Origin of the sequence: Pseudomonas fluorescens, from assembly GCF_000730425.1 — a bacterium.
Classification (GTDB): domain Bacteria; phylum Pseudomonadota; class Gammaproteobacteria; order Pseudomonadales; family Pseudomonadaceae; genus Aquipseudomonas; species Aquipseudomonas fluorescens_X.
In genome coordinates this window covers 3,325,586-3,347,702 of record NZ_CP008896.1, presented here as the reverse complement: position 1 = coordinate 3,347,702, position 22,117 = coordinate 3,325,586, and the positions used below count along the sequence as shown (strand labels likewise).

Below are 22,117 nucleotides of genomic sequence, written 5' to 3'. Positions count from 1 at the left end.
CCGGACGCCATGCCCCATATCCTGATTGTCGAAGACGAAGCGGCGATAGCCGATACGCTGATTTTTGCCCTGCAAGGCGAGGGTTTCACCACCACCTGGCTGACCCTCGGCCAGGCGGCGCTGGAGCATCAGCGGCAAACCCCGGCGGATTTGCTGATCCTCGACATCGGCCTGCCAGACATCAGCGGCTTTGAAACCTGCAAGCAACTGCGCCGCTTCAGTGAAGTGCCGGTAATGTTCCTCAGTGCCCGCGACGGTGAAATCGACCGCGTGGTGGGCCTGGAAATCGGCGCGGATGATTATGTGGTCAAGCCCTTCAGCCCACGGGAAGTGGCGGCGCGGGTCAAGGCGATCCTCAAGCGTGTCGCGCCGGTTGCAGCGCCGGCCAGCGGCGGGCTGTTCCAGGTGGACCATGAGCGGGTGCAGATCCAGTATCGCGGCCAACTGTTGGGCCTGACGCGGCATGAGTTCCGCTTGCTCAACTGCCTGTTGGAGCAGCCCGAACGGGTCTTCAGTCGCGAGCAACTGCTGGATGCGGTCGGCGTGGCCGCCGATGCCGGCTACGAGCGCAATATCGACACCCATATCAAAAGCCTGCGCAGCAAACTGCGGGGCGTGGCCGTCGATGCCGAGCCGATCCAGACCCATCGGGGCCTGGGCTACAGCTACAGCCCGAGCCACGCCTGATGCGCATGGGGCTGCGGATTTTCCTGGTGTATGCGCTGTTTATCGGCCTCACCGGCTACTTTGTGCTTAACACGGTGATGAAGGAAATCCGCCCCGGCGTGCGTCAATCCACCGAGGAAACCCTGGTGGACACCGCCAACCTGCTGGCGGAAATCCTGCGTGACGAGGTGAAGAACGGCACCCTCGGCCAAAGCCACTGGCCGACCGTGCTCAAGGCCTATGGCGACCGCCAGCCCGGCGCAACGATCTGGGGGCTGGCGAAGAATCAGGTCAATCACCGTATCTATGTCACTGACGCCAAGGGCATTGTGCTGCTGGATTCCACGGGTGAAGCGGTGGGCCAGGACTATTCGAAATGGAACGATGTGTACCTGACCCTGCGCGGCGAGTATGGCGCCCGCTCGACCCGCAGCGATGCCAATGACCCGGCCTCGTCGGTGATGCACGTTGGCGCGCCGATCCGTGATAACGGGCAGATCATCGGCGCGGTCACCGTGGCCAAGCCCAACAGTTCGCTGCAACCCTATGTCGACCGTACCGAGCGCCGTCTGCTGTGGTACGGGGCTGGCCTGGTGGCGCTGGGCCTGTTGCTGGGGGCGCTGTTGTCGTGGTGGCTGAGTGCTGCACTGCGGCGCCTGACCCTCTATGCCCAAGCCGTCAGCGAAGGCCGGCGTGCCGAGTTGCCACACTATCGCGGTGGCGAGCTGGCGCAATTGTCCACCGCGGTGGAGCACATGCGCACGCAACTGGAAGGCAAGGCTTATGTCGAGCGTTATGTACATACCCTGACCCACGAACTGAAAAGCCCGTTGGCTGCGATTCGTGGTGCGGCGGAGTTGTTGCAGGGGGAGATGACGCCTGCCCAGCAGCAACGGTTTGTCGGCAATATCGCCAGCGAAAGCGCGCGCCTGCAGCAGTTGATCGAGCGTCTGTTGAACCTGGCCCAGGTCGAGCAACGCCAGGGGCTTGAGCAGCAGACCCCGGTGCCTTTGGCCGCCTTGGTGGATGAAGTCCTCAAGGCGCAATGCGCACGGATCGAGCAGGCCGGGTTGCAGGTCGAGCGGCTGATCGAGGCTGACGTAAAGCTCTATGGCGAGCCGTTTCTGCTGCGCCAGGCCCTGGGCAATCTGCTGGAAAACGCCTTGGACTTTACGCCGTACGGCGGCACCCTGCGCTTCAGCGCCCAGCGGCGGGATCAGGATGTCGAGGTGCGCCTGTTCAACCAGGCCGAGCCGATCCCCGAATACGCCCTGCCACGCCTGAGCGAGCGCTTCTATTCGTTGCCACGCCCGGCCAGCGGGCGAAAAAGTACGGGCCTGGGCCTGAACTTTGTCGAAGAAGTGGTGAAGTTGCACGGCGGCTCATTGCAGATCGGCAACGTGCCGGGTGGGGTGCAAGTGGTGCTGCATCTCCACACAGTCTCCACATTACCCTCATAAATCGCCCACAGGCCGTGGCCAGACTCTCCCCATCAAAACCGGGAGAGACCCATGAACCGCAGCCTGCTATTCAAACTGGGCGCCATCGCGCTGCTGATCCTGCTATTGCTGATTCCGTTGTTGATGATCAACGGCATCATCAACGACCGCCAGGCCCTGCGCGACGGCGTGCTGATGGACATTGCCCGCAGCTCCAGCTACAGCCAGCAGGTGAGTGGGCCGTTGATGGTGGTGCCGTATCGCAAGATTGTGCGTGAGTGGAAGCTCAATGAAAAACTGAACAAACGCTATGAAGTGCTCAGCGAAGAGCAAGGCCGCCTGTACTTCCTGCCGGAGCATTTCGAACTCGACGGCAAGGTGCAGACCGAACTGCGGGCGCGGGGGATTTATCAGGCGCGGCTGTTCCATGCTGACAACCGCATCAGTGGCCGTTTTGTGCTGCCGGCGCAGATGGGGATCAAGGAAAATTTTGCCGATTATACGTTCGAGCAGGCGTTCCTCGCGGTGGGTATCAGCGACATCCGCGGGATTGAAAACGCCCTGAAGCTGGAGCTGGGCAGCCAGCGCCTGGAGTTTGCCCCGGGCACCCAAGTGAGTTTTCTTGGCGCCGGGGTGCATGTCCCGCTGCCCGCCCAGGACAGCAAGAACCCTGCACCGCTGGACTTCGCGTTCGACCTGCGCCTGCAAGGTACCGAACAACTGCAAGTGCTGCCGGTGGGCAAGACCAGTGTGGTCACGCTGGCCTCCAACTGGCCTCATCCCAGCTTTGTCGGCAACTTCCTGCCGGTGCAGCGCGATATCACTGATCAAGGCTTTACCGCCAACTGGCAGACGTCGTTTTTCTCCACCAACCTTGAAGAGTCGCTGTACGGCTGCGTAGTCGGCAGCCGCTGCGATGACTTCAACGAGCGCAGCTTTGGCGTGAACTTCATCGACCCAGTGGACCAGTACCTCAAGAGCGATCGCGCGATCAAATATGCGCTGCTGTTTATCGCCCTGACGTTCGCCGGCTTCTTCCTGTTCGAAGTGCTCAAGAGCCTGGCGGTGCACCCGATCCAGTACGCGTTGGTGGGGATGGCCCTGGCGTTTTTCTACCTGCTGTTGTTGTCGCTGTCTGAGCATATCGGCTTTGCCCTGGCGTACCTGATCTCGGCCAGTGCCTGTGTGTTGCTGATCGGCTTTTATGTGTGCCATGTGCTGCGCAACGTGGCCCACGGCCTGGGGTTTTCGGCAGGATTGGCAGCGCTGTATGGCTTGTTGTACGGGCTGTTGAGTGCCGAGGATTACGCGCTGCTGATGGGCTCGCTGTTGGTGTTCGGGCTGCTGGGCACGGTGATGGTGTTGACGCGCAAACTGGACTGGTATGGCGTAGGCAAGCGCAAGGCAGCCGAGCCATTGGCATTTGAGCTGGAGGCGGTGCAATGATCGGGTTACGGGAAGATCGGCGGGAGAGGGGCGAGTTGCTGGCGATGATCGTGGCCTGTCTCCCCGCCCCCCGAAGGAGCAAGCGTACTCGCGAAAAAAGTGCATCCCCCTCGGAATACCTTCGCGAGCCTGCTCGCTCCTGCAGGGAGGGTACGGATCAGGCCGCAGGTTGAGTCGCCAGCATCGAAGGCCGCTGGCTGACCTCGGCGTACCAGGCCGCCAGCTTGGGATTGCTTGAGCGCCACTGCAGGCCGGGGTGGCGGAAATCCACGTAACCCAAGGCGCAGGCGACGCTGATAGACGCGATGTCGAAATGGCAGGCCAACTCGGCGATAGCGTCCCGTTCCAGCTCGGCCAGGGCACGGCGGATCTTGTTGCGCTGTTCTTGCAGCCAACTTTCCCACTGCTTCTGCGCCGGGCGCAGGGCGGTTTCGTAGCGTATCAGGACGGCCGCATCCATGACCGCGTCGGCGATCGAGGCCAGGGTCAGGCGCCGCCAGCGGGCCGAGCCGTCACGCGGGATCAGCGGGTTGCCGACGTGCTGGTGGTCGAAGTAATCGAGGATCACGCGGCTGTCGTGCAACACATTGCCATCGGCCAGGCGCAGGGCCGGGATCTTGCCGACCGGGTTACCTTCGTTCAGCGTGGGGACCGGGTTGACCGGCGTGACCAACACGGTCTCCAGGGCGACCCGGTCTTGCTGGCCGGTTTCGTGGAGCAGAACCAGGACTTTGCGGACAAACGGCGAAGCGGGGTGCTGGAACAGCGTCATGCTGGGCGCGGACATGGGTAATCCTCGGAAAAGGTCGACCATAGCCTAGACAGTTGCGAGGTGACTGGCGAGGGGGATCTGGTTGTTTTTGCGGGCCTCATCGCTGGCAGGCCAGCGCCTGCATTTGACGGTGTTCACACATCAAATTGTGGGCGCTGGCTTGCCTGCGATGGCGTCCTCACGACCGCCGCATCAAGCCCCGGACGCCGATGACAGCAGGTATCCCAAGCCCCAGCCAGCTAAGGGAATCCCAAACCCCATCCCCCAACAGCGCCGCAAACAACCCCGCAGCACTGAGCAAGCCGATCCCCAGCGGAATCCCGAACACTTTCCAGAAATTCGACTGCCGTGGCCTCATGACTGGGCCGCCTTGCGCCGTACCAGCCACAGGTAGACGCCGCTGCCCAGCACGATGATGGTCAGCACATCCAGCACGGCCCAGAGGATTTTCATCGGCATGCCGCCGTAGTCGCCAAAGTGCAGGGGCTGGGACATGCCCATGGCGTCCATGTACCACGGCCGTTCGGCCACGGCGGTGACGCTCAGGTCGCTGGCGTCGATCAGCACCGGCGTCAGCAGGTGCGAAGTCAGGTGCGTGCTGCCTTTCATGAACACCGCGTAATGGTGCTCGCTGGAAAAGCGCGTACCGGGGAACGCAATAAAATCGGGTGTCATGCCCGGCGCGACCTGTTCGGCGATTTTCAGCAGGTCGGTGGCCGGCGCACGCAAGGTCAGCGGCGGCGCGTTTTTGTAGGGCTCGATCATCGCGGTGAGGCTGTCATTGCGCCAGGCGGCGATGATCAGGTCGGCACAGGCGCTAATCACCCCCGTGACGCCAACCACCAGCGCCCAGGTCAGGGTCACGACGCCAATCAGGTTATGCAGGTCCAGCCAGCGCAGGCGCGTGGACTTGTCCTGGCGCACCGTGGCGAACTTCAAACGGCGCATGAATGGCAGGTACAACACCGTGCCGGAAACAATCGCCAGTACAAACAGCACCCCCATGAACGCCAGCAGCCACTTGCCCGGCAGGCCGGCGAACATATCCACGTGCAGGCGCAGCAGGAACATCGTCAAGCCACCATTGGCCGAGGGCATCTCCACACTTTCGCCGGTGCGCGCGTCGAGCATGAAGGTATGGGACGCGTTCGGCTCGGTGCCGGCGGTGGCGGCCATGATTGCAATCACGCCGTTCTTGTCGTCTTCATCCCAGGCCAGGTACTGCATGGCTTCGCCAGGGCGATGGGCCTGGGCCTTGGCCACCAGTTGCTCAAGGTTGAGCTGCGGCGTATCGGCCGGCATCTGCTTGAGCTCGGGCTCGTTGCCCAGCAGGTGATCGATCTCGTGGTGAAAGATCAACGGCAGGCCGGTCAGCGCCAGCATTAGCAGGAACACGGTGCAGATCAGGCTGGTCCAGGTATGGATGAAGGACCAGCGGCGGATGGTTGTGCTTTTCATTTCATAGCCTTCAGGCAAGCCAAAGCCGCCCATCGGGGCGGCCTGGCTGTGGAGCAGGTTAACTCAGTGCATTACCACTGATAGGTGGCACTGGCGACGACACTGCGCTGATCGCCGTAGTAGCAATAAGAGGCATCGCAGGTGGAGATGTACTGCTTGTCGAACAGGTTGGTGGCGTTCAACTTCACCGAAGCGCCCTTGAGGCTGTTGTCGAGGCGGCCAAGGTCGTAATGCACGGAGGCATCGAACACGGTGTAGGCATCGGCCTTGCCCAGCCAGGTGTTGCCTTGGTCACCATAGGTATTGCCGGTATAGCGGGCACCCGCGCCAATGCCGAAACCGTCGAGCACACCGTCGTGCCAGGTGTAGTCGGTCCACAGGGAGGCTTGTTGGTTAGGCATCAGTTGCAGGCGGTTGCCTTTGTAGATACCGGTCTGCACCTCGGATTTGGCCAGGGTGTAGGCGGCGATGACCTTGAGGTTCTCGGTCACGTCAGACACCGCTTCCAGCTCCAGACCCTTGACCTTCACTTCGCCGGCCTGGTCGGTGATCGACTCGCCAGCCGAGCCGAACCGGGTAACCAGTACGTTTTTCTGGGTCAGGTCGTAAACCGCTGCGCTAAGGAGAGTGTTGCTGCCGGGTGGCTGGTACTTGATCCCCAGTTCCCATTGCTTGCCTTCGGTAGGTTTGTACGACTTGACCGGGTCGACGCTGGCGTTACTCGCTGGCTGGAATGACTCGGCATAGGAAAGGTACGGTACAAAACCTGAGTCGAACACATAGCTCAGCGCCGCGTTGCCACTGAAGTTCTTGCTGCGGTCGGTGTTGGTCGCGTCGCTCTTGTTGAGGTACGTGGTGCCTTGGTGCACCCAGTCTTCACGGCCACCGAGGGTCAGGCGCCACTTGTCCAGGGCCATCTGGTCCTGCACATAGAGGCCGGTCTGTACGGTTTTCTGGTCGTAGTCATAGAACGCGTCCTTGCGCGCCGGACGCTCAATGGGCTGCCCATAAACCGGTTTGTAAATGTTAACGGTCCCCGCAGTGCCGAAAATAGACAGATAGGAGGAGTCGGTACGCTGGTGATCCAGGCCGATCAGCACCGTGTGGTTGATGTTGCCGGTAGCGAAGTCAGCCTGGAAATTGTTGTCCACTGCAAACTGAGCGATGTCCTCGTCCACATTGGTTGAGGAGCGGCTGATGTTGCCAGCCGCATCTACCGGGGACCAGGCATAGGCACCCACGGTCAGTTGTTGGAACGACAGCTCCGACTTGGTGTAGCGCAGGTTTTGCTTGAACTGCCAGGTATCGTTGAAACGGTGCTCGAAGGCGTAGCCCATTGCATAGTAAGTGCGGTCGTAGAACTCGTAGTCCGGGTCGCCCAGGTTCTTGTGGTGCGACACCTTGCCCAGAGGCGATCTGATCTTGGTGCCCACGATCGGCAGGAACTGGCTGGTAGCGCCGGTATCGTCACGGGTGAATTGCGAGAGCAGGGTCAGCTTGGTGTCGGTATCGATGTTCCAGGTCAGGCTCGGCGCGATGTTGTAGCGTTTGTTGTCGATGTGATCGACCTGGGTGCCGGCGTCGCGCACCACGCCGCTGAGGCCGTAAAGAAACTGACCGTCATCATCGATCTTGCCGGTGCTGGCGAAGTTGATCTGGCGGTAGTTGTCGCTGCCGTACTGCACCTGGATGGCATTGCTCGACTCTGCGCTGGGACGCCGGCTGACCATATCCAGCAGGCCGCCCGGCGGGGTCTGGCCGTAGACCGATGAGGCCGGGCCGCGCAGCAGGGCGAGGCGGTCAAGGTTCCAGGTTTCGGCTTTCGGGTTGGCGTACACGCCGCGCGGCAATGGCAGGCCGTCGAGGAAGTGCGTGGGTTCAAAGCCACGTACACGCATCCAGTCATAGCGGGTGTCGCTACCGTAGCTGGCGGAAACAATGCCGGGCATGTATTTGACCGCGTCATCCAGGTTCTGGACGTTGCGGTCCTGCATTTGCTGGCGGGTGGCAACGGAAATCGAGCGCGGTGCTTCTACCAGGGCTGTATCGGTCTTGGTGCCAGCCGCCGTGCGCGTAGCGACATAACCTTCCACCGGGCCCCATGCACTTTCAAAATCGCCCTGCCCGGTGATGTTGGTCTCCGGCAGCGCTACAACCCCCTCCGGAATGGCCACCAGGGTGAAGGTCCCGGCGCTGCTTTGCTCCAGCTGCAAGCCACTGCCGCGCAAGGCTTCGCGCAATGCACCCTGGGCATCGAACTGGCCCTTGACCGGGGCCGAGGTCTTGCCGGCTGCCAGTGCTGGGTTGAGGGTCAGTGCCAGGCCGGCCTGGCTGGCGATCTGGTTCAGGGTGCTGGCCAGGGGCGCGGCAGGCAGGTTGTAGGCCCGTACGCTGGACGCCTGCTCGGCGGCGATCAGCGCAGTGCTGGCCAGCGGGGCAGTGAGGGCGATGGCCACGGCCAACAGGCTGGGGCGCAACAAGGTGTCTAGCGTGCGGGACATAGGGCGGCTCCTGAATGGAAATATTTCTCAATTGCCTGTGTGCCGAGCGAGAATCAAAAAGTGATAGGGCGAGGTGAAAATATTTTTTGTCTGGGGAAATAGGGGGCTTTAAGGGCCTCATTGCCGGCGATAGGGCCCTAAGGGTTACCCGCGACCTTTGGTACCACCGTCACCCACCACGGTGTACGTTGCTGGATCTGGACGGGCAACGTTGGCAGCAGGGCATTCAAGGCCAGGTCGGTGTCCTGCAACGGAAAACTGCCGGTAATCCGCAGGTCTGCCACGTTTTTATCCACACCCAGGTAGCCGGTGCGGTAGCGACCGAGTTCTTCGACCACGTCCCCCAGCCGCGCGTTGTCCACCACCAGCATGCCGCGGGTCCAGGCGTCGGTGCCGGGGGCAACGGCCAGCAATGGGCCGAGGCCGTCATGGCGCATCAACACCTGCTGGCCTTCCTTGAACACCTGCTCCTGATGCAACGCCTCGGGCTGCGCTGCAACGGCCGACTGCAATACGCTGAGCCGCGTACCGTCGTCCTCGCGCTTGACGATAAACCGTGTGCCCAGGGCGCGCAGGCTGCCGTCGCGGGTCTCGACGATAAAGGGGCGGGCATCGTTATGGCCGGTCTCTACGAGGATCTCGCCGTCCTGCAACACAATCACCCGGCGTTTTTCGTCAAAGCGCACGTCAATGGCACTGTGGGTATTGAGGTTGATCAGCGTGCCATCCGCCAGTTTCAGCGTGCGCTGTTCGCCGGTGGCGGTGCGTTGGTCGGCCAGCCAATAGTTGATGGGCACGTAGCGCTGGCCGGCGAACAGCGCCAGGCCGCAGACCAGCACCACACTGGCCAGCCCGCTGCCGAGCTTGCGCACCCGCCGGCGGATACTTTCCCGCGATTGCAGGAGCGCTGCCCGTGCCGGGCCGCTGGCCACGCTGAAGCGCTGGTCGAGCATGCCCAGTTGGCGCCAGGCGCGGGCGTGCTCATCGCTGCTGGCCAGCCATTTATTGAATTCTTCCTGCTCCACGGCGCTGCGATCCCCGGAATCCAGGGACAGTTGCCAGGCAATCGCAGCATCCAGCACTCGTGCCGAAACCGGTTTGGAACTGGCCTGAGTCACAGGGGCTCGCCATACAGTGCGATGTAGCACTGGCGAATGCCCTGGGCCAGGTACTGCCGCACGCGGGGCACGGAAACCCCCAGGCGCTGGGCGATTTCGGCGTGGCCCAGGCCATCGAGACGGTTGTAGAGGAAGGCGGCGCGGGCCTTGCTGGAGAGTTTGCCCAGCAGGCGGTCGATGGCCTTGAGGTCTTCGAGGATCAGGTGTTGTTCTTGCGGGGAAGGGTGTTCGCTTTCCGGGATCAGCATCAATTCGGTGAGGTAGGCCTGTTCCAGGGCGGCGCGGCGAAAATAGTCGAACAGCAGGCCCTTGGCGATGGCTACCAGAAACGCCCGGGGCTCGCGGGGTTCGCGCAGTTCTTCACGGCCCAGCAGGCGCATGAAGGTGTCCTGGCTCAGGTCCTCGGCCCGGCTTGGGCAGGCCACGTTGCGTCGCAGCCATGCCAGCAGCCAGCCGCGATGGTCACGGTACAACGTGCCAACAAGCTCACGGTGGGGACTTTGGGCTGACGACAAGGCATCACCAATCGGCAAGTTTAAAATAACGAGAATTATTCGCGATTGTGGCAGAGGCGATGAGGCTGCGCAATTGGCGTTGGTCGGATGATGGCACCACAACCCTGCCGGCGATGGCACCGGTTTATGTCAGAGTAAGACTCAAGGGCCTCATCGCCGGCAAGCTGGCTCCTACAAGGGGGGGTTAGAAGGACGGGGCTTGCTGGCGACGTTTCCACTGGCTCAGGCGCTGTTGCAACGCTGCGGGGCTGTCGAGCCCTTGCTGGCGGGCGCGGCTGAACAGAATCAACATCAACTCAGCGGTGGCCAGGGCATCGGCGCTGGCGTGATGGCGTTCACCGACTTGCAGGTTGAAGTGGGCGATCCAGTCATCCAGTCCCGCTTCGCGAATATGCGCTTGAGGGCACAGCAGCGGCGCCAGGTCCGCCACATCAAGGAACGGATGGGCCAGGCGGTAACCCAGGCTGTCCTTGAGCGCCCGGCCGAGCATGTGCTGGTCGAACGGCGCATGGAACGCGAGCAGCGGGCTGTCGCCGACAAAGTCCATGAAGTCCAGCAACGCCTCGGCTGGATCGCAACCGGCGGCGATCGCGCTGGGGCCGAGGCCGTGGATCAATACGCTGGGGCTGAGTTTGGTTTGCGCCCGCAGCAGGGTGCGTTCAAATTGCTGGGAGAAGTCGATGGCACCGTCTTCGATCACCACCGCGCCAATCGACAGCACCTGGTCGCGATTGAGGTTCAGGCCGCTGGTTTCCAGGTCCAGGACCACCCAGCGCTGGTCGCGCAGGGTAGTGTCGCCGAGCACGCCGGGCGCTGGCAGTTGTTGCCGCCGCGCTTGTTGATGCTCATCCAGCCCCGGCCGGGGAGGGCGCAGCCAACTGAACAGGCTCACAGTTGATACCTCAGGGCCAGGCTGCTTTGCAGGCGCTGCGCCTGGCGCAGGGATTCGCGCAGGATGCGCCGGTCCAGGTGGTTGAGGCTGTCGGGGTCGACCCGGTTGGAGTACGGCTGGTTCTCGCGGGTCTGTAACTGATGCTGCTGCATACGGGTTTGCTGGATAAAGTGGTAGGCCTCTTCATAGGCCGCGCCGTCCAGGCGCTCGATCACCTCTTTGTCCACCAGTTGGCGCAGGCGCTCCAGGGTGTTGTTGGCAGCGATCCCATTGGCCAGGGCCAGCAGGCGTGCACCGTCTACGAACGGCGTCAGGCCCTGTACCTTGAGGTCCAGGGTGGCCTTGTCCGAGCCGTTGCGTGTGAGCACGAAGTCACGGAAACGCCCCACGGGTGGGCGCTGGCGCAAGGCGTTCTCGGCCATCATCCGTTGGAACAGGCGATTGTCCTCGACCTGTGCAAGCATGCCCTGGCGCAGTTGCTCGCAGCCCTGTTCATCGCCCCACACCACTCGCAGATCGAAGTAGATGCTGGATTTGAGCAGGTTCTGCGGCGTAGCCTCGCGGATAAACGCGGCAAAGCGCCGGGCCCATTCGGCGCGGGACAGGCACAGCTCGGGGTTGCCGGCCATGATATTGCCCTTGCACAGGGTAAAGCCGCACAGCGCCAGGCTCTGGTTGATCTGCTGTGCCAGCGGCAGCAGCAGGCCGCGAATTTCGGCGGCCTGGGCGGCGTCCCGGGCGTCGAACAGGATGCCGTTGTCCTGGTCGGTATGCAGCGTCTGCTCGCGGCGGCCTTCGCTGCCGAAACACAGCCAACTGAAGGGCACGCCGGGGTCGCCCTTGTCGGCGATGCTCAGTTCGATGACCCGGCACACCGTGTGATCGTTAAGCAGGGTGATGATATGGGTGATCTGGGTCGAGGATGCGCCGTGGGCCAGCATGCGCTCCACCAGTTGGCCGATCTCGCCACGGATCGCCACCAGGTTTTCCACCCGCGGCGCATTGCGAATGGTGCGGGCCAGGTGCACCAGGTCCACCCGTTGCAGGGAAAACAGATCACGCTCGGACACCACGCCACACAGGCGCCGATCCTTGACCAGGCACACATGGGCGATGTGCCGTTCGGTCATGGCAATCGCCGCGTCAAAGGCGCTGTGATCCGGGCTGAGAAAAAATGGCGCCTGGGTCATATGGCGTTCGATGGCCTGGGTGAAGTCGCTGATGCCGTCGGCCACGACATGGCGCAGGTCACGCAAGGTGAAAATCCCCAGGGGCGCCTTGTGTTCATTGACCACTACGATGCTGCCAACCTGCTGTTCATGCATCAGCGTGACCGCCTCACGCAGTGGCGTCAGTGGGCTGCACGTCACCGGGTGCCGCATGGCCAACTCGCCCAGGCGAGTATTGAGCGAATACTGGGTGCCAAGGTTCTCCACGGCTTTCTGCTGGACTTGCTGGTTGACCTGATCCAACAGGCTGCTGACCCCGCGCAAGGCAAAATCGCGGAACGGCCCGGACAGGGCAAACAGTTTGATAAACGCCGGTTTGTTCAATTGCAGGCAGAAGGTGTCTTCGGCGGCCTTGTGCTCGGTACGGGTCGCCCGCTCCCCCAGCAAGGCGGCCAGGGGAAAGCATTCTCCGGTGGCGATTTCGAAGGTGGTTTCGGTCGAGTCAGGGCGCTGGCCGACCACGCGCCCCTGCTTGACGATATAGAAGTGCTCCACCGGGCCTGCCGACGGCTTGAGAATACTCTCGCCGGGGCCGTAGAAGCGTAATTGGCACTGCTCCACCAGAAACGCCAGGTGGGCGTTTTCCATCTGGTTGAAGGGAGGGAACCGTTGCAGAAATTGCAGGGTGCCGTGAATGTTCTGCAACACCGCAGTTTTTCCTGCCTGGGTGAAAGCATCAGCTTTACTCATAACCATGACCGCAGTTTTTGTCGTTATCGTCCCTCATGGTCGACCCCCACGCGACGGGTGCCCATTGGACGTAAGTCTAGGTAGCTATAAGGCCGTCGATGACTAAGGAAAAACCTTACATGAATATCGTCCAGACCCGTAGAACGCCCACTAGGAAAACTATCCGACGAAGTGCACATTGTTCGCCCTTCCGGCGATGTCTGACTACTGTGCTGGGAGATTGAGCGAAGAACTGCCGAGAAACCTATGCCCGACCAAGATATTTTGAGTGATGCCGAGCGCGAGGCGCTGAGCGCCGTGATGCTGGAGCCGGACTTACCGCCGCAGCGGGTACTGATCGTCGATGATGATAAAGACGCCCGGGAACTGCTGGCAGAAATTCTCGGGCTGGACGGCATTCGGTGCATGACGGCAGACAGTGGTGAGGCAGCGTGGGAGTTATTGCAATCGAGCACTTCCATCGGGCTGTTGATCACCGACCTGCGCATGGCCCCCAGCAATGGCCTGGAATTGATTCGCCAGGTGCGTGAGTCCACCCGCGCGGCCTTGCCGATCATCGTCATGTCCGGGGATGCCGAAGCGCCGGATGTGATCGACGCCATGCATTTGAGCGTGGTGGACTTTCTGCTCAAGCCCATTGATAGCGTGAAGTTGGCGAGGATGGTCAAGCGCGAGTTGGGGATGGCTTCTTAATCCTGTGGTGATTGGGCTGGCGTTATCGCAGGCAAGCCAGCTCCCACATTCGATTGCAGCCCCAGCCGGCAACTCGGTCAAATGCAGGTGCTGGCTTGCCTGCGGTGCCTCCAGCACGGTCCAGTTGCAACCCCCCAAGAAAAAGCCCCGGTCTCACGACCGGGGCTTTTTTATGTTTCAGGGTTCAGTCACAGACCATTCTTGGCCTTGAACTCCCGACGCCGACGATGCAACACCGGCTCGGTGTACCCGTTAGGTTGCTTGGTTCCTTCAATCACCAACTCCACCGCTGCCTGGAACGCGATATTGCTGTCGAAGTCCGGGGCCAAAGGACGGTACAGCGCGTCCCCGGCATTCTGCCGATCCACCACCGGCGCCATGCGCTTGAGGCTTTCCATGACCTGGGCTTCGCTGACCACGCCATGGCGCAGCCAGTTGGCGATGTGCTGGCTGGAGATACGCAGGGTGGCGCGGTCTTCCATCAGGCCCACATCGTTGATATCCGGCACTTTCGAACAACCCACGCCCTGGTCGATCCAGCGCACGACATAACCGAGGATGCCCTGGGCGTTGTTGTCCAGTTCGTTGCGGATTTCTTCCTCGGCCCAATCGGTATTCTGCGCCAGGGGAATGGTCAGGATATCGTCCACCGAAGCGCGCTCGCGCTTGGCCAGTTCGGCCTGGCGGGCAAACACGTCAACCTTGTGATAGTGCAGCGCATGCAACGCTGCCGCTGTCGGCGACGGTACCCATGCGGTGTTGGCCCCGGCCAGCGGGTGAGCGATCTTCTGCTCCAGCATGGCGGCCATCAGGTCGGGCATCGCCCACATGCCTTTACCGATCTGTGCGCGGCCTTGCAAGCCGGTACTCAGGCCGATATCGACGTTCCAGTTCTCGTAGGCACCGATCCATTTTTCGGCCTTCATGGCGGCTTTGCGCACCATCGCGCCCGCTTCCATGGAGGTGTGGATTTCGTCGCCGGTACGGTCGAGGAAACCGGTGTTGATAAACACCACGCGCTCGCTGGCGGCCTTGATACAGGCCTTGAGGTTGACCGTGGTGCGGCGCTCCTCGTCCATGATCCCGACCTTGAGGGTATTGCGCGGCAGGGCCAGCACGTCTTCGATACGGCCGAACAGTTCGTTGGTGAAGGCAGCCTCTTCCGGGCCGTGCATCTTCGGCTTGACGATGTACACGGAGCCGGTGCGGCTGTTCTTGCGGCTGTTGTTGCCGTTGAGGCTATGGATCGCCGCCAGGCTGGTGATCAGGCCGTCGAGGATGCCTTCGGGTACTTCATTGCCCTGGGCATCGAGGATGGCGTCGATGGTCATCAGGTGGCCCACGTTACGCACGAACAGCAGCGAGCGGCCATGCAGGGTCACCGCATTGCCGTCGACACCGGTGTAGGTACGGTCGGCGTTCATGGTACGGGTAAAGGTCTTGCCGCCCTTGGCCACTTCTTCGGCCAGGTCGCCCTTCATCAGGCCGAGCCAGTTGCGGTAGATCACCACCTTGTCATCGGCATCGACGGCCGCGACGGAGTCTTCGCAGTCCATGATGGTGGTCAGTGCGGCTTCCATCAGGATGTCTTTGACGCCGGCCGCGTCGGTCTGGCCGACCGGGGTGCTGGCGTCGACCTGGATTTCGAAGTGCAGGCCGTTGTGCTTCAACAAGATGGCGATTGGCTGGGTGGCATCACCCTGGTAGCCGATCAGTTGGGCGTCGCTGCGCAGGCCGCTGTTGCTGCCGCCCTTGAGGCTGACCACCAACTTGCCATCGACGATCTTGTAGCCGGTGGCGTCGACATGGCTGCCGGCGGTGAGCGGTGCGGCTTCGTCGAGGAAGGCGCGGGCGAAGGCGATCACCTTGTCACCCCGTACTTTGTTGTAGCCCTGGCCTTTCTCGGCGCCGTCGGCCTCGCTGATGGCGTCGGTGCCATACAGCGCGTCGTACAGCGAGCCCCAGCGGGCGTTGGAGGCGTTGAGGGCGAACCGCGCATTCATCACCGGCACCACCAGCTGAGGGCCGGCCATGCGGGCGATTTCGTCATCGACGTTTTGTGTGGTTGCCTGGAAATCAGCCGTTTCTGGCAGCAGGTAGCCAATGTCTTGCAGGAAGGCTTTGTAGGCCACCGCGTCGTGGGCCTGGCCGGCGTGGGTCTGGTGCCAGGCATCGATCCGCGCTTGGAAATCGTCGCGTTTGGCGAGTAGGGCTTTGTTCTTCGGTGCCAGGTCGTGGATGACCTTGTCGGCGCCGGCCCAGAACTGGTCGGCGGTCAGGCCGGTACCGGGAATGGCTTCGTTGTTCACGAAGTCGAACAGGACTTTGGCGACCTGCAGGCCACCGACTTGAACGTGTTCAGTCATTGCTTGCCTCACTCTGCGGAGCTAATTCGCTTTTCAGCTTTTCAATTTACCAATGAAGCCTTTGGCCATTTAAACCACAAACCCAAGGCACCAGTACATGCCATCAACGGCGGCTGGGTGGTTCCAATCAACGGCGCAAGGCTTGCTGACGGGGTGTTCGGGGTTATGACGGCGCCTGGGCAGACATCGACCTAACGTTATGTAGTGCGCGTCGAGGCATACTACATGATGAGTTGCGGTTGTGAAAATTAGACTAAATACGTCGTTTAGCGACCCACTTTGGTTGTACGGTCACAGCGGGGTATGGGATGTTCTCAAAAAACCAATAGATTGTTCCAGATAAATATAAAAATGGTACACGATTTGTTTTTCTTCGCCGCCACACGGCCCATGTAGGCGCCGGCTTGCCGGCGATGGCATCCTCAACGACGCCACCGAACCCGAGGGCCCCATCGCCGGCAAGCCGGCGCCTACATGAGCTCGTCTGCCTATACTGGCTAATCCACAACAAGAGGGCTGTTGCCATGGACCATCTCGTACTCACCGTCATCGCTGCCGACAAGCCCGGCGTGGTTGAACGTGTTGCCCACTGCATTGCCGAGCGCGGTGGTAACTGGCTGGAAAGTCGCATGGCCCATATGGCCGGACAGTTTGCCGGGATCCTGCGGGTCAGCGTGCCGATGGAAAACCGCAGTGAACTGGTCAGCGCCCTGGAGGACCTGTCCACCCAGGGTATCCGTGTACTGGTGGGTGAAAGCGGTGGCGCGCAGGCATCGGCAAGCAAGCCGATCCTGATGACCCTGGTGGGCAATGACCGGCCGGGGATCGTGCGCGAGATCACCGCGCTGTTGAGCAAGCAAGGGGTCAACCTGGAGCGCCTGAGTACCGACGTGCGCCCGGCACCCATGAGCAGCGACCCGTTGTTTCACGCCGAAGCTGCGCTGGCAGTTCCGGCCAGCCTGGCGCTGGACACGCTGCAAGCCGCCTTGGAGACCCTGGCCGACGATCTAATGGTGGAATTGCAACTGCGCAGTGAGGAGTGACTGCCCACAGGGTTGTTCATGGAAATCTTGCATGGGCCTGTGGATAACCTGTAGAGACCTGACGCCAGGCCACGCCGGCCGGGCTTTGCCGTGAACTGAGCAAAAAACGAGCAATTTCAACGGCTTGTGCACAAACGCCGGGGATCAGGTTGTGGATAACCTTGGGGTGAAACCCTGCAAGCCACGCACGCCGTGGCTTGCAGAGGTTTGTTCGTTATTTGATCAGCGCTTGCGCAGGCTGAGCCACGCATCGATGCTATAGACCGCCAGCCCAGCCCAGATAAACACGAACGCCACCAGGCTGGCGGGGGTCATGTGTTCGTCGAACAGCAGCACTGCCTGCAGCAGCACCAGGGTCGGCGCCAGGTACTGGAGGAAGCCGAGCGTGGTATACGGCAAGTGCCGCGCCGCCGCGTTGAAACACACCAGCGGGATCAAGGTCACCGGGCCCGCCGCCACCAGCCACCAGGCCTCGGATGTGCTCCAGAACGCCATATTGGCGCTATGGGCGGTGGGGTTGAGCAACAGCCACGCCAGGGCAATCGGCACCAGCATCCAGGTTTCCACCACCAGGCCGGGCAGCGCCTTCACCGGCGCCTGCTTGCGGATCAAGCCATAGAAACCAAAGGTCAGCGCCAGCACCAGGGATACCCACGGCAGACTCCCTACCTGCCACACCTGTTGCGCCACACCCACGGCAGCCAGTGCCACGGCCACCCATTGCAGGCGCCGCAGGCGTTCGCCGAGGATCAGCATGCCCAGCAGGACGTTGACCAGTGGGTTGATGTAGTAACCCAGGCTGGCTTCCAGCATGCGCCCACTGTTGACCGACCACACATAGGTCAGCCAGTTGCCCGCGATCAGCGAGCCGCTCAAGGCCAGGATCGCCAGGCGCTTGGGGTTGTCCCGCAGTTCGCGCCACCAGCCAGGGTGTTTCCACACCAGCAACAGCAAACCGCCGAACAGCGCCGACCACAGTACGCGGTGGACGATGATTTCGGCGGCCGGCACGCTGGCGATGGCTTTGAAGTAGAGGGGGAACAGGCCCCAGATGATGTAGGCGCTCAGGCCCAGGATGTACCCGCGACGCGGGTTGGCGGCTTGCATGCAAAATCCTTGCTTAGGCAGCTAACAATGCTGCAATTGTAAGGATGTTTGTCAGGAAATGTGTGCTGAAAACGCAATCAGCGCAAAACTTGTAGGCGCCGGCTTGCCGGCGGCGGGGCCCCTCGGGTTGGGTGGGGCCGTTGAGGACGTCATTGCCGGCAAGCAGGCTCCTACAGGGTCAGAAGAGTTTCAGGGGCTCTTCGTTGAGTGCCGCCAATTGCTCGCGTAGCGCCAGCACCTGGTCGCCCCAATACCGCTCGCTACCGAACCACGGGAAGCTGTGGGGGAACGCCGGGTCATCCCAGCGTCGCGCCAGCCAGGCGCTGTAGTGCATCAGGCGCAGGGCGCGCAGGGGTTCGATCAACGCCAGCTCACGAGGATCGAAGTCGTGGAATTCCTGGTAGCCATCCATCAACTCCGACAACTGCCCCAGGCACTCCTGGCGATCACCGGCAAGCATCATCCACACATCCTGCACGGCCGGGCCCATGCGACAGTCGTCGAGGTCGACGATATGGAACATCTCATCGCGGCACATCATGTTGCCGGGGTGGCAGTCGCCATGCATGCGGATGTTTTTATGCGGCGTGGCGTTGTACACATCTTCCACGCGCTTGAGCAGGTCGCGGGCCACGGACTCGTAGGCGGGCAACAGGCTTTTGGGAATGAAGTTGCCTTCAAGCAACGTGTTCAGGGAGTCATGGCCGAAGTTCTTCACCCCCAGGGCTTCGCGATGTTCGAAGGGGCGGGTGGCACCGACCGCATGCAAACGGCCGAGCAACTGCCCGAGGCGGTACAACTGATCGAGATTGCCCGGCTCCGGCGCCCGGCCGCCCCGACGGGGAAACAGGGCGAAACGGAAGCCCGCGTGTTCGAACAGGCTTTCGCCGTTATGGATCATCGGCGCCACGACCGGGACTTCGCACTCGGCCAGTTCGAAGGTGAAACGGTGTTCTTCGAGAATCGCTTCCTGGGTCCAGCGTTGGGGCCGGTAGAACTTGGCGATCAGTGGCTCGCCGTCTTCGATGCCAACCTGATACACGCGGTTTTCGTAGCTGTTGAGCGCCAATACGCGGGCGTCGCTGAGAAAGCCGATGCTTTCGACAGCATCGAGAACCAGGTCGGGGGTCAATGTTTCAAACGGGTGGGCCATGCGAACTCCTGCGCGCAGCAGGTCGCTGCGTCCGGCCGGGTATGGTAGCGCACCGGGCCAGAGATAGGTGGTGTGTGTACGATCGCCCTCGCGGGCCAGCCCGCTCCCACAGTGTTTCTGTGTACACCGCTCAAATGTGGGAGCGGGCTGGCCCGCGATGAGGCCCTAAAGATCACCTAAACCGGCGTGCCCAACAGTACATTGCTCGGCGCAAACTGCACCTGCACCCGCGTGCCTTCACTCGCCGCCAGCGCCTTGAGCTGCTCGGGTGCCGCCAGTGCACACAGCACCAGGCCATTGGGCAAGGTGATGCGCACCTCACTGGGGCCATCATCGGCATCAAGAATGGCCTCGACCACACCGCCCATGCAGTTGAATCCAGGCGCCGGCACCTGGTCAGCCGCGATCAGTTCCAGCCAGCCAGCCTTGATCAATGCCACGACTTGCGTTCCGGCTTCCAGTTCCAGGCGCAGGGTGCTGTCATGGGTGATCTGTGCATCAAGGGGCAAGCCACCGGCCAGTTCCAGGCGTACCCGATCATTGCGGCCATGGCTATCGATGGCAATCACCTGGCCGTGCAACTGGTTGCGCGCGCTGGTGCGCAGCATCAGACGGCCCAGCAGGTTGAAGTCGCTGGCGTCTTCGGCCGCCTCCAGCACCTGGGCCTGCAGGGTCTGCAGGCGCTGATACAGGCGCAACACCCGCTCGCCCTCTGCCGATAACCGTGCGCCACCGCCGCCTTTGCCGCCGACGCTGCGTTCGACCAGGGGCTTTTGCGCCAGATTGTTCAACTCATCGATGGCATCCCACGCCGCCTTGTAGCTCAAGCCGGCGCTTTTCGCGGCGCGGGTGATGGAGCCCTGCTCGGCGATATGTTGCAGCAATGCGATGCGCTGGGGGCGACGGACAATATGTTGGCTCAACAGAGACGGTAAAGGCATGGCGGACGGCTGCACACTGGCTTGGAATGCACAGGACGTTGCGGGCAGGCGCCGCCAGAGTCAAGTCATGTACCGGGCTTGGGCGTGCGCGCCAGGCAATACACGTCGACCTGCCGCGCGCCGGCGTCCATCAGTAAGCGCGCCAGGCTGTGGGCGGTGGCGCCGGTGGTCAGCACATCGTCCACCAATGCCAGGTGCTGGCCCCGGACCTGCACACCGGGTGCCAGGGCAAAGGCCTTGAGCAGGTTGCGCTGGCGTTGCCTGGCGTCCAGTTGCTGCTGGGCGATGGTGTCATGGGGGCGCAGCAGCAGGCGTTCCTCCAGGGGCAGGTCGAGGCCCCGGCTCAGCCAGCGGGCGAGCATGGCTGCCTGGTTGTAACCGCGCTGGCGCAAGCGCTTGGTGGCCATCGGCACGGGAAGCAGGCGGTCGGGGCGTGCCAGTTCGGCATTGTCGAAGCGGTCTTGCAGGCATTGCCCCAGCAGGCTTGCCAGCATCTGTCCCAGGGGCCATTTGCCCTGGTGCTTGAAGCGGCTGATCAGGCTGTCCAGCGGAAAGCCATAGGTCCAGGGTGCCACCACGTGCTGGAATGCCGGGGGTGAGCGCTGGCATTGGCCGCAGATCAGACCGCTGGCCGGCAAGGGCAGGGCGCACACCTGGCAGCAGTCCGTCAGCCAGGGCAGGTCTAGTTCGCAGGCGTTGCAGATGGTAGCGGGGGAATCAGTGGCTTCATCACAAAGCAAACAGATTTGATTGCTTTTTAACCAGATGTAAACGTTGCGTTTGCGCTCAGGTTGACAGTGCATGAATCTTCCTTAAATATGCCGAGCATCCGTGTCGTGCCTGTGGGTATTGCCCTTCCCACAGCGCTTGCCCAAGCATAAACAAGGAATCGCCCATGAGCGCCAGCCTCACTGCCACCTTGCGTCACGACTGGTCTTTGGCCGAAGTCAAAGCCCTGTTCGTCCAGCCGTTCAATGACCTGTTGTTCCAGGCGCAGACCGTGCATCGCGCGCATTTCGATGCCAATCGGGTGCAGGTGTCCACCTTGTTGTCGATCAAGACCGGCGCTTGCCCGGAAGATTGCAAATATTGTCCGCAGTCGGGCCACTACAACACCGGCCTGGAAAAAGAAAAGCTGATGGAAGTGCAGAAGGTCCTTGAAGAGGCAGCCCGCGCCAAGGCCATCGGATCGACCCGTTTCTGCATGGGTGCCGCCTGGAAGCACCCGTCGGCCAAAGACATGCCCTACGTGTTGCAGATGGTCAAAGGGGTGAAGGCCATGGGCCTGGAAACCTGCATGACCCTCGGCCGTCTCGACCAGGAGCAGACCGAGGCCCTGGCCCAGGCTGGCCTGGACTACTACAACCACAACCTGGATACCTCGCCGGAGTTCTACGGCTCGATCATCACCACCCGCACCTATAGCGAGCGCCTGCAAACCCTGGCGTATGTGCGCGACTCGGGGATGAAGATCTGCTCGGGCGGCATCCTGGGCATGGGCGAATCCCTGGACGATCGCGCCAACCTGCTGATCCAGCTGGCCAACCTGCCGGAGCATCCGGAGTCGGTGCCGATCAACATGCTGGTCAAGGTAGCGGGTACGCCTTTGGAAAACGCCGAGGACATCGACCCGTTCGACTTTATCCGCATGCTCGCCGTAGCGCGCATCATGATGCCGCAATCCCACGTGCGCCTGTCCGCCGGGCGCGAAGCGATGAACGAGCAGATGCAGGCCCTGGCATTCTTTGCCGGTGCCAACTCGATTTTCTATGGCGATAAATTGCTGACCACCGCCAACCCGCAGGCGGACAAGGACATGCAGCTGTTCGCGCGCCTGGGCATCCTGCCGCAAGCCGGCCAGGAGCATGCCGATGAAGTGCACCAGGCGGCGATTGAGCAGGCACTGGTCGAGCAATCGACCAGCGAGCAGTTCTACAACGCTGCCGTCTGATCCCCCACAGTCCACCTGTAGGAGCCGGCTTGCCGGCGATAGCGGTCTGTCAGGCACATTGATGTTGGATGTGTCGCCGCGATCGCTGGCAAGCCTGCTCCTACAGTGGGTCGAGTTCAATCTGATCTACCGAGGCC

The 22,117-nt window shown here is 62.0% G+C and carries 19 protein-coding genes; 6 read left to right on the top strand and 13 right to left on the bottom strand.

From position 1 onward, the window contains the following. The first annotated feature begins 9 nt into the window (after positions 1–9). Genes creB through creD form a run of 3 tightly spaced genes read left to right on the top strand, consistent with a single transcriptional unit; the run spans position 10 to position 3,551 of the window. Positions 10–687 carry a two-component system response regulator CreB gene (creB, locus tag HZ99_RS14965; RefSeq protein WP_038443940.1) on the top strand — a complete coding sequence of 226 codons (678 nt, stop codon included), beginning with the start codon at positions 10–12 and terminating at the stop codon, positions 685–687. Further along, entirely contained in the window at positions 687–2,126 is a 1,440-nt protein-coding gene (gene creC, locus HZ99_RS14960) for a two-component system sensor histidine kinase CreC (RefSeq protein WP_038443939.1), read from the top strand. The genes creB and creC overlap by 1 nt, the downstream gene beginning before the upstream one ends. Positions 2,127–2,177: 51 nt before the next feature. Beyond that, positions 2,178–3,551 (top strand): cell envelope integrity protein CreD, encoded by a 1,374-nt coding sequence (gene creD / locus HZ99_RS14955; protein WP_038443938.1) that lies wholly within the window; start codon positions 2,178–2,180, stop codon positions 3,549–3,551. A gap of 157 nt (positions 3,552–3,708) precedes the next feature. On the opposite strand, the gene HZ99_RS14950 is transcribed toward creD, so the two are convergent. The 8 genes from HZ99_RS14950 to HZ99_RS14915 form a co-directional block, all read right to left on the bottom strand. Further along, on the bottom strand, positions 3,709–4,338 hold the full coding sequence (locus HZ99_RS14950) for a glutathione S-transferase family protein (protein WP_038443937.1): 630 nt from the start codon (positions 4,336–4,338) through the stop codon (positions 3,709–3,711). A gap of 163 nt (positions 4,339–4,501) precedes the next feature. Further along, a complete protein-coding gene (locus HZ99_RS29250) occupies positions 4,502–4,681 on the bottom strand; it encodes a hypothetical protein (RefSeq protein WP_038443935.1) in 180 nt (59 codons plus the stop codon). Next, the gene (locus tag HZ99_RS14940; RefSeq protein WP_038448084.1) at positions 4,678–5,781 is read right to left on the bottom strand and encodes a PepSY-associated TM helix domain-containing protein; all 1,104 of its coding nucleotides are present in this window, start codon (positions 5,779–5,781) and stop codon (positions 4,678–4,680) included. Before HZ99_RS14940 ends, HZ99_RS29250 begins: the two co-directional genes overlap by 4 nt. 71 nt (positions 5,782–5,852) lie before the next feature. Then, on the bottom strand, positions 5,853–8,282 hold the full coding sequence (locus HZ99_RS14935) for a TonB-dependent siderophore receptor (RefSeq protein ID WP_038443933.1): 2,430 nt from the start codon (positions 8,280–8,282) through the stop codon (positions 5,853–5,855). A 137-nt stretch (positions 8,283–8,419) separates the two neighbouring features. After that, positions 8,420–9,400: a FecR domain-containing protein gene (locus HZ99_RS14930; RefSeq protein ID WP_038443931.1), complete on the bottom strand. Its 981-nt coding sequence runs from the start codon at positions 9,398–9,400 to the stop codon at positions 8,420–8,422. Beyond that, a complete protein-coding gene (locus HZ99_RS14925) occupies positions 9,397–9,915 on the bottom strand; it encodes an RNA polymerase sigma factor (protein WP_038443929.1) in 519 nt (172 codons plus the stop codon). Before HZ99_RS14925 ends, HZ99_RS14930 begins: the two co-directional genes overlap by 4 nt. A gap of 184 nt (positions 9,916–10,099) precedes the next feature. Continuing rightward, positions 10,100–10,807 (bottom strand): PolC-type DNA polymerase III, encoded by a 708-nt coding sequence (locus HZ99_RS14920; RefSeq protein WP_038443927.1) that lies wholly within the window; start codon positions 10,805–10,807, stop codon positions 10,100–10,102. Beyond that, positions 10,804–12,726: a putative nucleotidyltransferase substrate binding domain-containing protein gene (locus tag HZ99_RS14915; protein ID WP_038443924.1), complete on the bottom strand. Its 1,923-nt coding sequence runs from the start codon at positions 12,724–12,726 to the stop codon at positions 10,804–10,806. The genes HZ99_RS14920 and HZ99_RS14915 overlap by 4 nt, the downstream gene beginning before the upstream one ends. Before the next feature lie 246 nt (positions 12,727–12,972). Here HZ99_RS14915 and HZ99_RS14910 point away from each other — a divergent pair, with 246 nt between their 5' ends. After that, positions 12,973–13,419: a response regulator gene (locus HZ99_RS14910; RefSeq protein ID WP_038443922.1), complete on the top strand. Its 447-nt coding sequence runs from the start codon at positions 12,973–12,975 to the stop codon at positions 13,417–13,419. 188 nt (positions 13,420–13,607) lie between these two features. On the opposite strand, the gene HZ99_RS14905 is transcribed toward HZ99_RS14910, so the two are convergent. Beyond that, entirely contained in the window at positions 13,608–15,785 is a 2,178-nt protein-coding gene (locus tag HZ99_RS14905; RefSeq protein WP_038443920.1) for a malate synthase G, read from the bottom strand. Between the two features lie 524 nt (positions 15,786–16,309). On the opposite strand from HZ99_RS14905, the gene HZ99_RS14900 reads away from it, so the two are divergent. After that, positions 16,310–16,828 (top strand): glycine cleavage system protein R, encoded by a 519-nt coding sequence (locus tag HZ99_RS14900; protein WP_038443918.1) that lies wholly within the window; start codon positions 16,310–16,312, stop codon positions 16,826–16,828. Between the two features lie 222 nt (positions 16,829–17,050). Here HZ99_RS14900 and rarD read toward each other — a convergent pair whose 3' ends face one another. The 4 genes from rarD to HZ99_RS14880 form a co-directional block, all read right to left on the bottom strand. After that, positions 17,051–17,935, bottom strand: a complete 885-nt coding sequence (gene rarD, locus HZ99_RS14895) for an EamA family transporter RarD (RefSeq protein WP_038443916.1) — start codon at positions 17,933–17,935, stop codon at positions 17,051–17,053. A 178-nt stretch (positions 17,936–18,113) separates the two neighbouring features. After that, positions 18,114–19,088 carry a serine/threonine protein kinase gene (locus HZ99_RS14890; RefSeq protein ID WP_038443914.1) on the bottom strand — a complete coding sequence of 325 codons (975 nt, stop codon included), beginning with the start codon at positions 19,086–19,088 and terminating at the stop codon, positions 18,114–18,116. Positions 19,089–19,264: 176 nt separating this feature from the next. Beyond that, positions 19,265–20,029 (bottom strand): TOBE domain-containing protein, encoded by a 765-nt coding sequence (locus HZ99_RS14885; RefSeq protein WP_038443912.1) that lies wholly within the window; start codon positions 20,027–20,029, stop codon positions 19,265–19,267. A gap of 65 nt (positions 20,030–20,094) precedes the next feature. Next, the gene (locus tag HZ99_RS14880; protein WP_038443910.1) at positions 20,095–20,832 is read right to left on the bottom strand and encodes a ComF family protein; all 738 of its coding nucleotides are present in this window, start codon (positions 20,830–20,832) and stop codon (positions 20,095–20,097) included. Positions 20,833–20,924: 92 nt separating this feature from the next. Here HZ99_RS14880 and bioB point away from each other — a divergent pair, with 92 nt between their 5' ends. After that, entirely contained in the window at positions 20,925–21,980 is a 1,056-nt protein-coding gene (gene bioB / locus HZ99_RS14875) for a biotin synthase BioB (RefSeq protein ID WP_038443908.1), read from the top strand. The last annotated feature ends 137 nt before the right edge of the window (positions 21,981–22,117 follow it).

Coding starts and splice junctions, on each gene's coding strand:
- creB (WP_038443940.1), top strand. CDS start 10: ATGCCCCATATCCTGATTGTCGAAGACGAAGCGGCGATAGCCGATACG.
- HZ99_RS14935 (WP_038443933.1), bottom strand. CDS start 8,282: ATGTCCCGCACGCTAGACACCTTGTTGCGCCCCAGCCTGTTGGCCGTG.
- HZ99_RS29250 (WP_038443935.1), bottom strand. CDS start 4,681: ATGAGGCCACGGCAGTCGAATTTCTGGAAAGTGTTCGGGATTCCGCTG.
- HZ99_RS14905 (WP_038443920.1), bottom strand. CDS start 15,785: ATGACTGAACACGTTCAAGTCGGTGGCCTGCAGGTCGCCAAAGTCCTG.
- creC (WP_038443939.1), top strand. CDS start 687: ATGCGCATGGGGCTGCGGATTTTCCTGGTGTATGCGCTGTTTATCGGC.
- HZ99_RS14910 (WP_038443922.1), top strand. CDS start 12,973: ATGCCCGACCAAGATATTTTGAGTGATGCCGAGCGCGAGGCGCTGAGC.
- bioB (WP_038443908.1), top strand. CDS start 20,925: ATGAGCGCCAGCCTCACTGCCACCTTGCGTCACGACTGGTCTTTGGCC.
- rarD (WP_038443916.1), bottom strand. CDS start 17,935: ATGCAAGCCGCCAACCCGCGTCGCGGGTACATCCTGGGCCTGAGCGCC.
- HZ99_RS14915 (WP_038443924.1), bottom strand. CDS start 12,726: ATGAGTAAAGCTGATGCTTTCACCCAGGCAGGAAAAACTGCGGTGTTG.
- HZ99_RS14880 (WP_038443910.1), bottom strand. CDS start 20,832: ATGCACTGTCAACCTGAGCGCAAACGCAACGTTTACATCTGGTTAAAA.
- HZ99_RS14885 (WP_038443912.1), bottom strand. CDS start 20,029: ATGCCTTTACCGTCTCTGTTGAGCCAACATATTGTCCGTCGCCCCCAG.
- HZ99_RS14890 (WP_038443914.1), bottom strand. CDS start 19,088: ATGGCCCACCCGTTTGAAACATTGACCCCCGACCTGGTTCTCGATGCT.
- HZ99_RS14950 (WP_038443937.1), bottom strand. CDS start 4,338: ATGTCCGCGCCCAGCATGACGCTGTTCCAGCACCCCGCTTCGCCGTTT.
- HZ99_RS14940 (WP_038448084.1), bottom strand. CDS start 5,781: ATGAAAAGCACAACCATCCGCCGCTGGTCCTTCATCCATACCTGGACC.
- HZ99_RS14900 (WP_038443918.1), top strand. CDS start 16,310: ATGGACCATCTCGTACTCACCGTCATCGCTGCCGACAAGCCCGGCGTG.
- creD (WP_038443938.1), top strand. CDS start 2,178: ATGAACCGCAGCCTGCTATTCAAACTGGGCGCCATCGCGCTGCTGATC.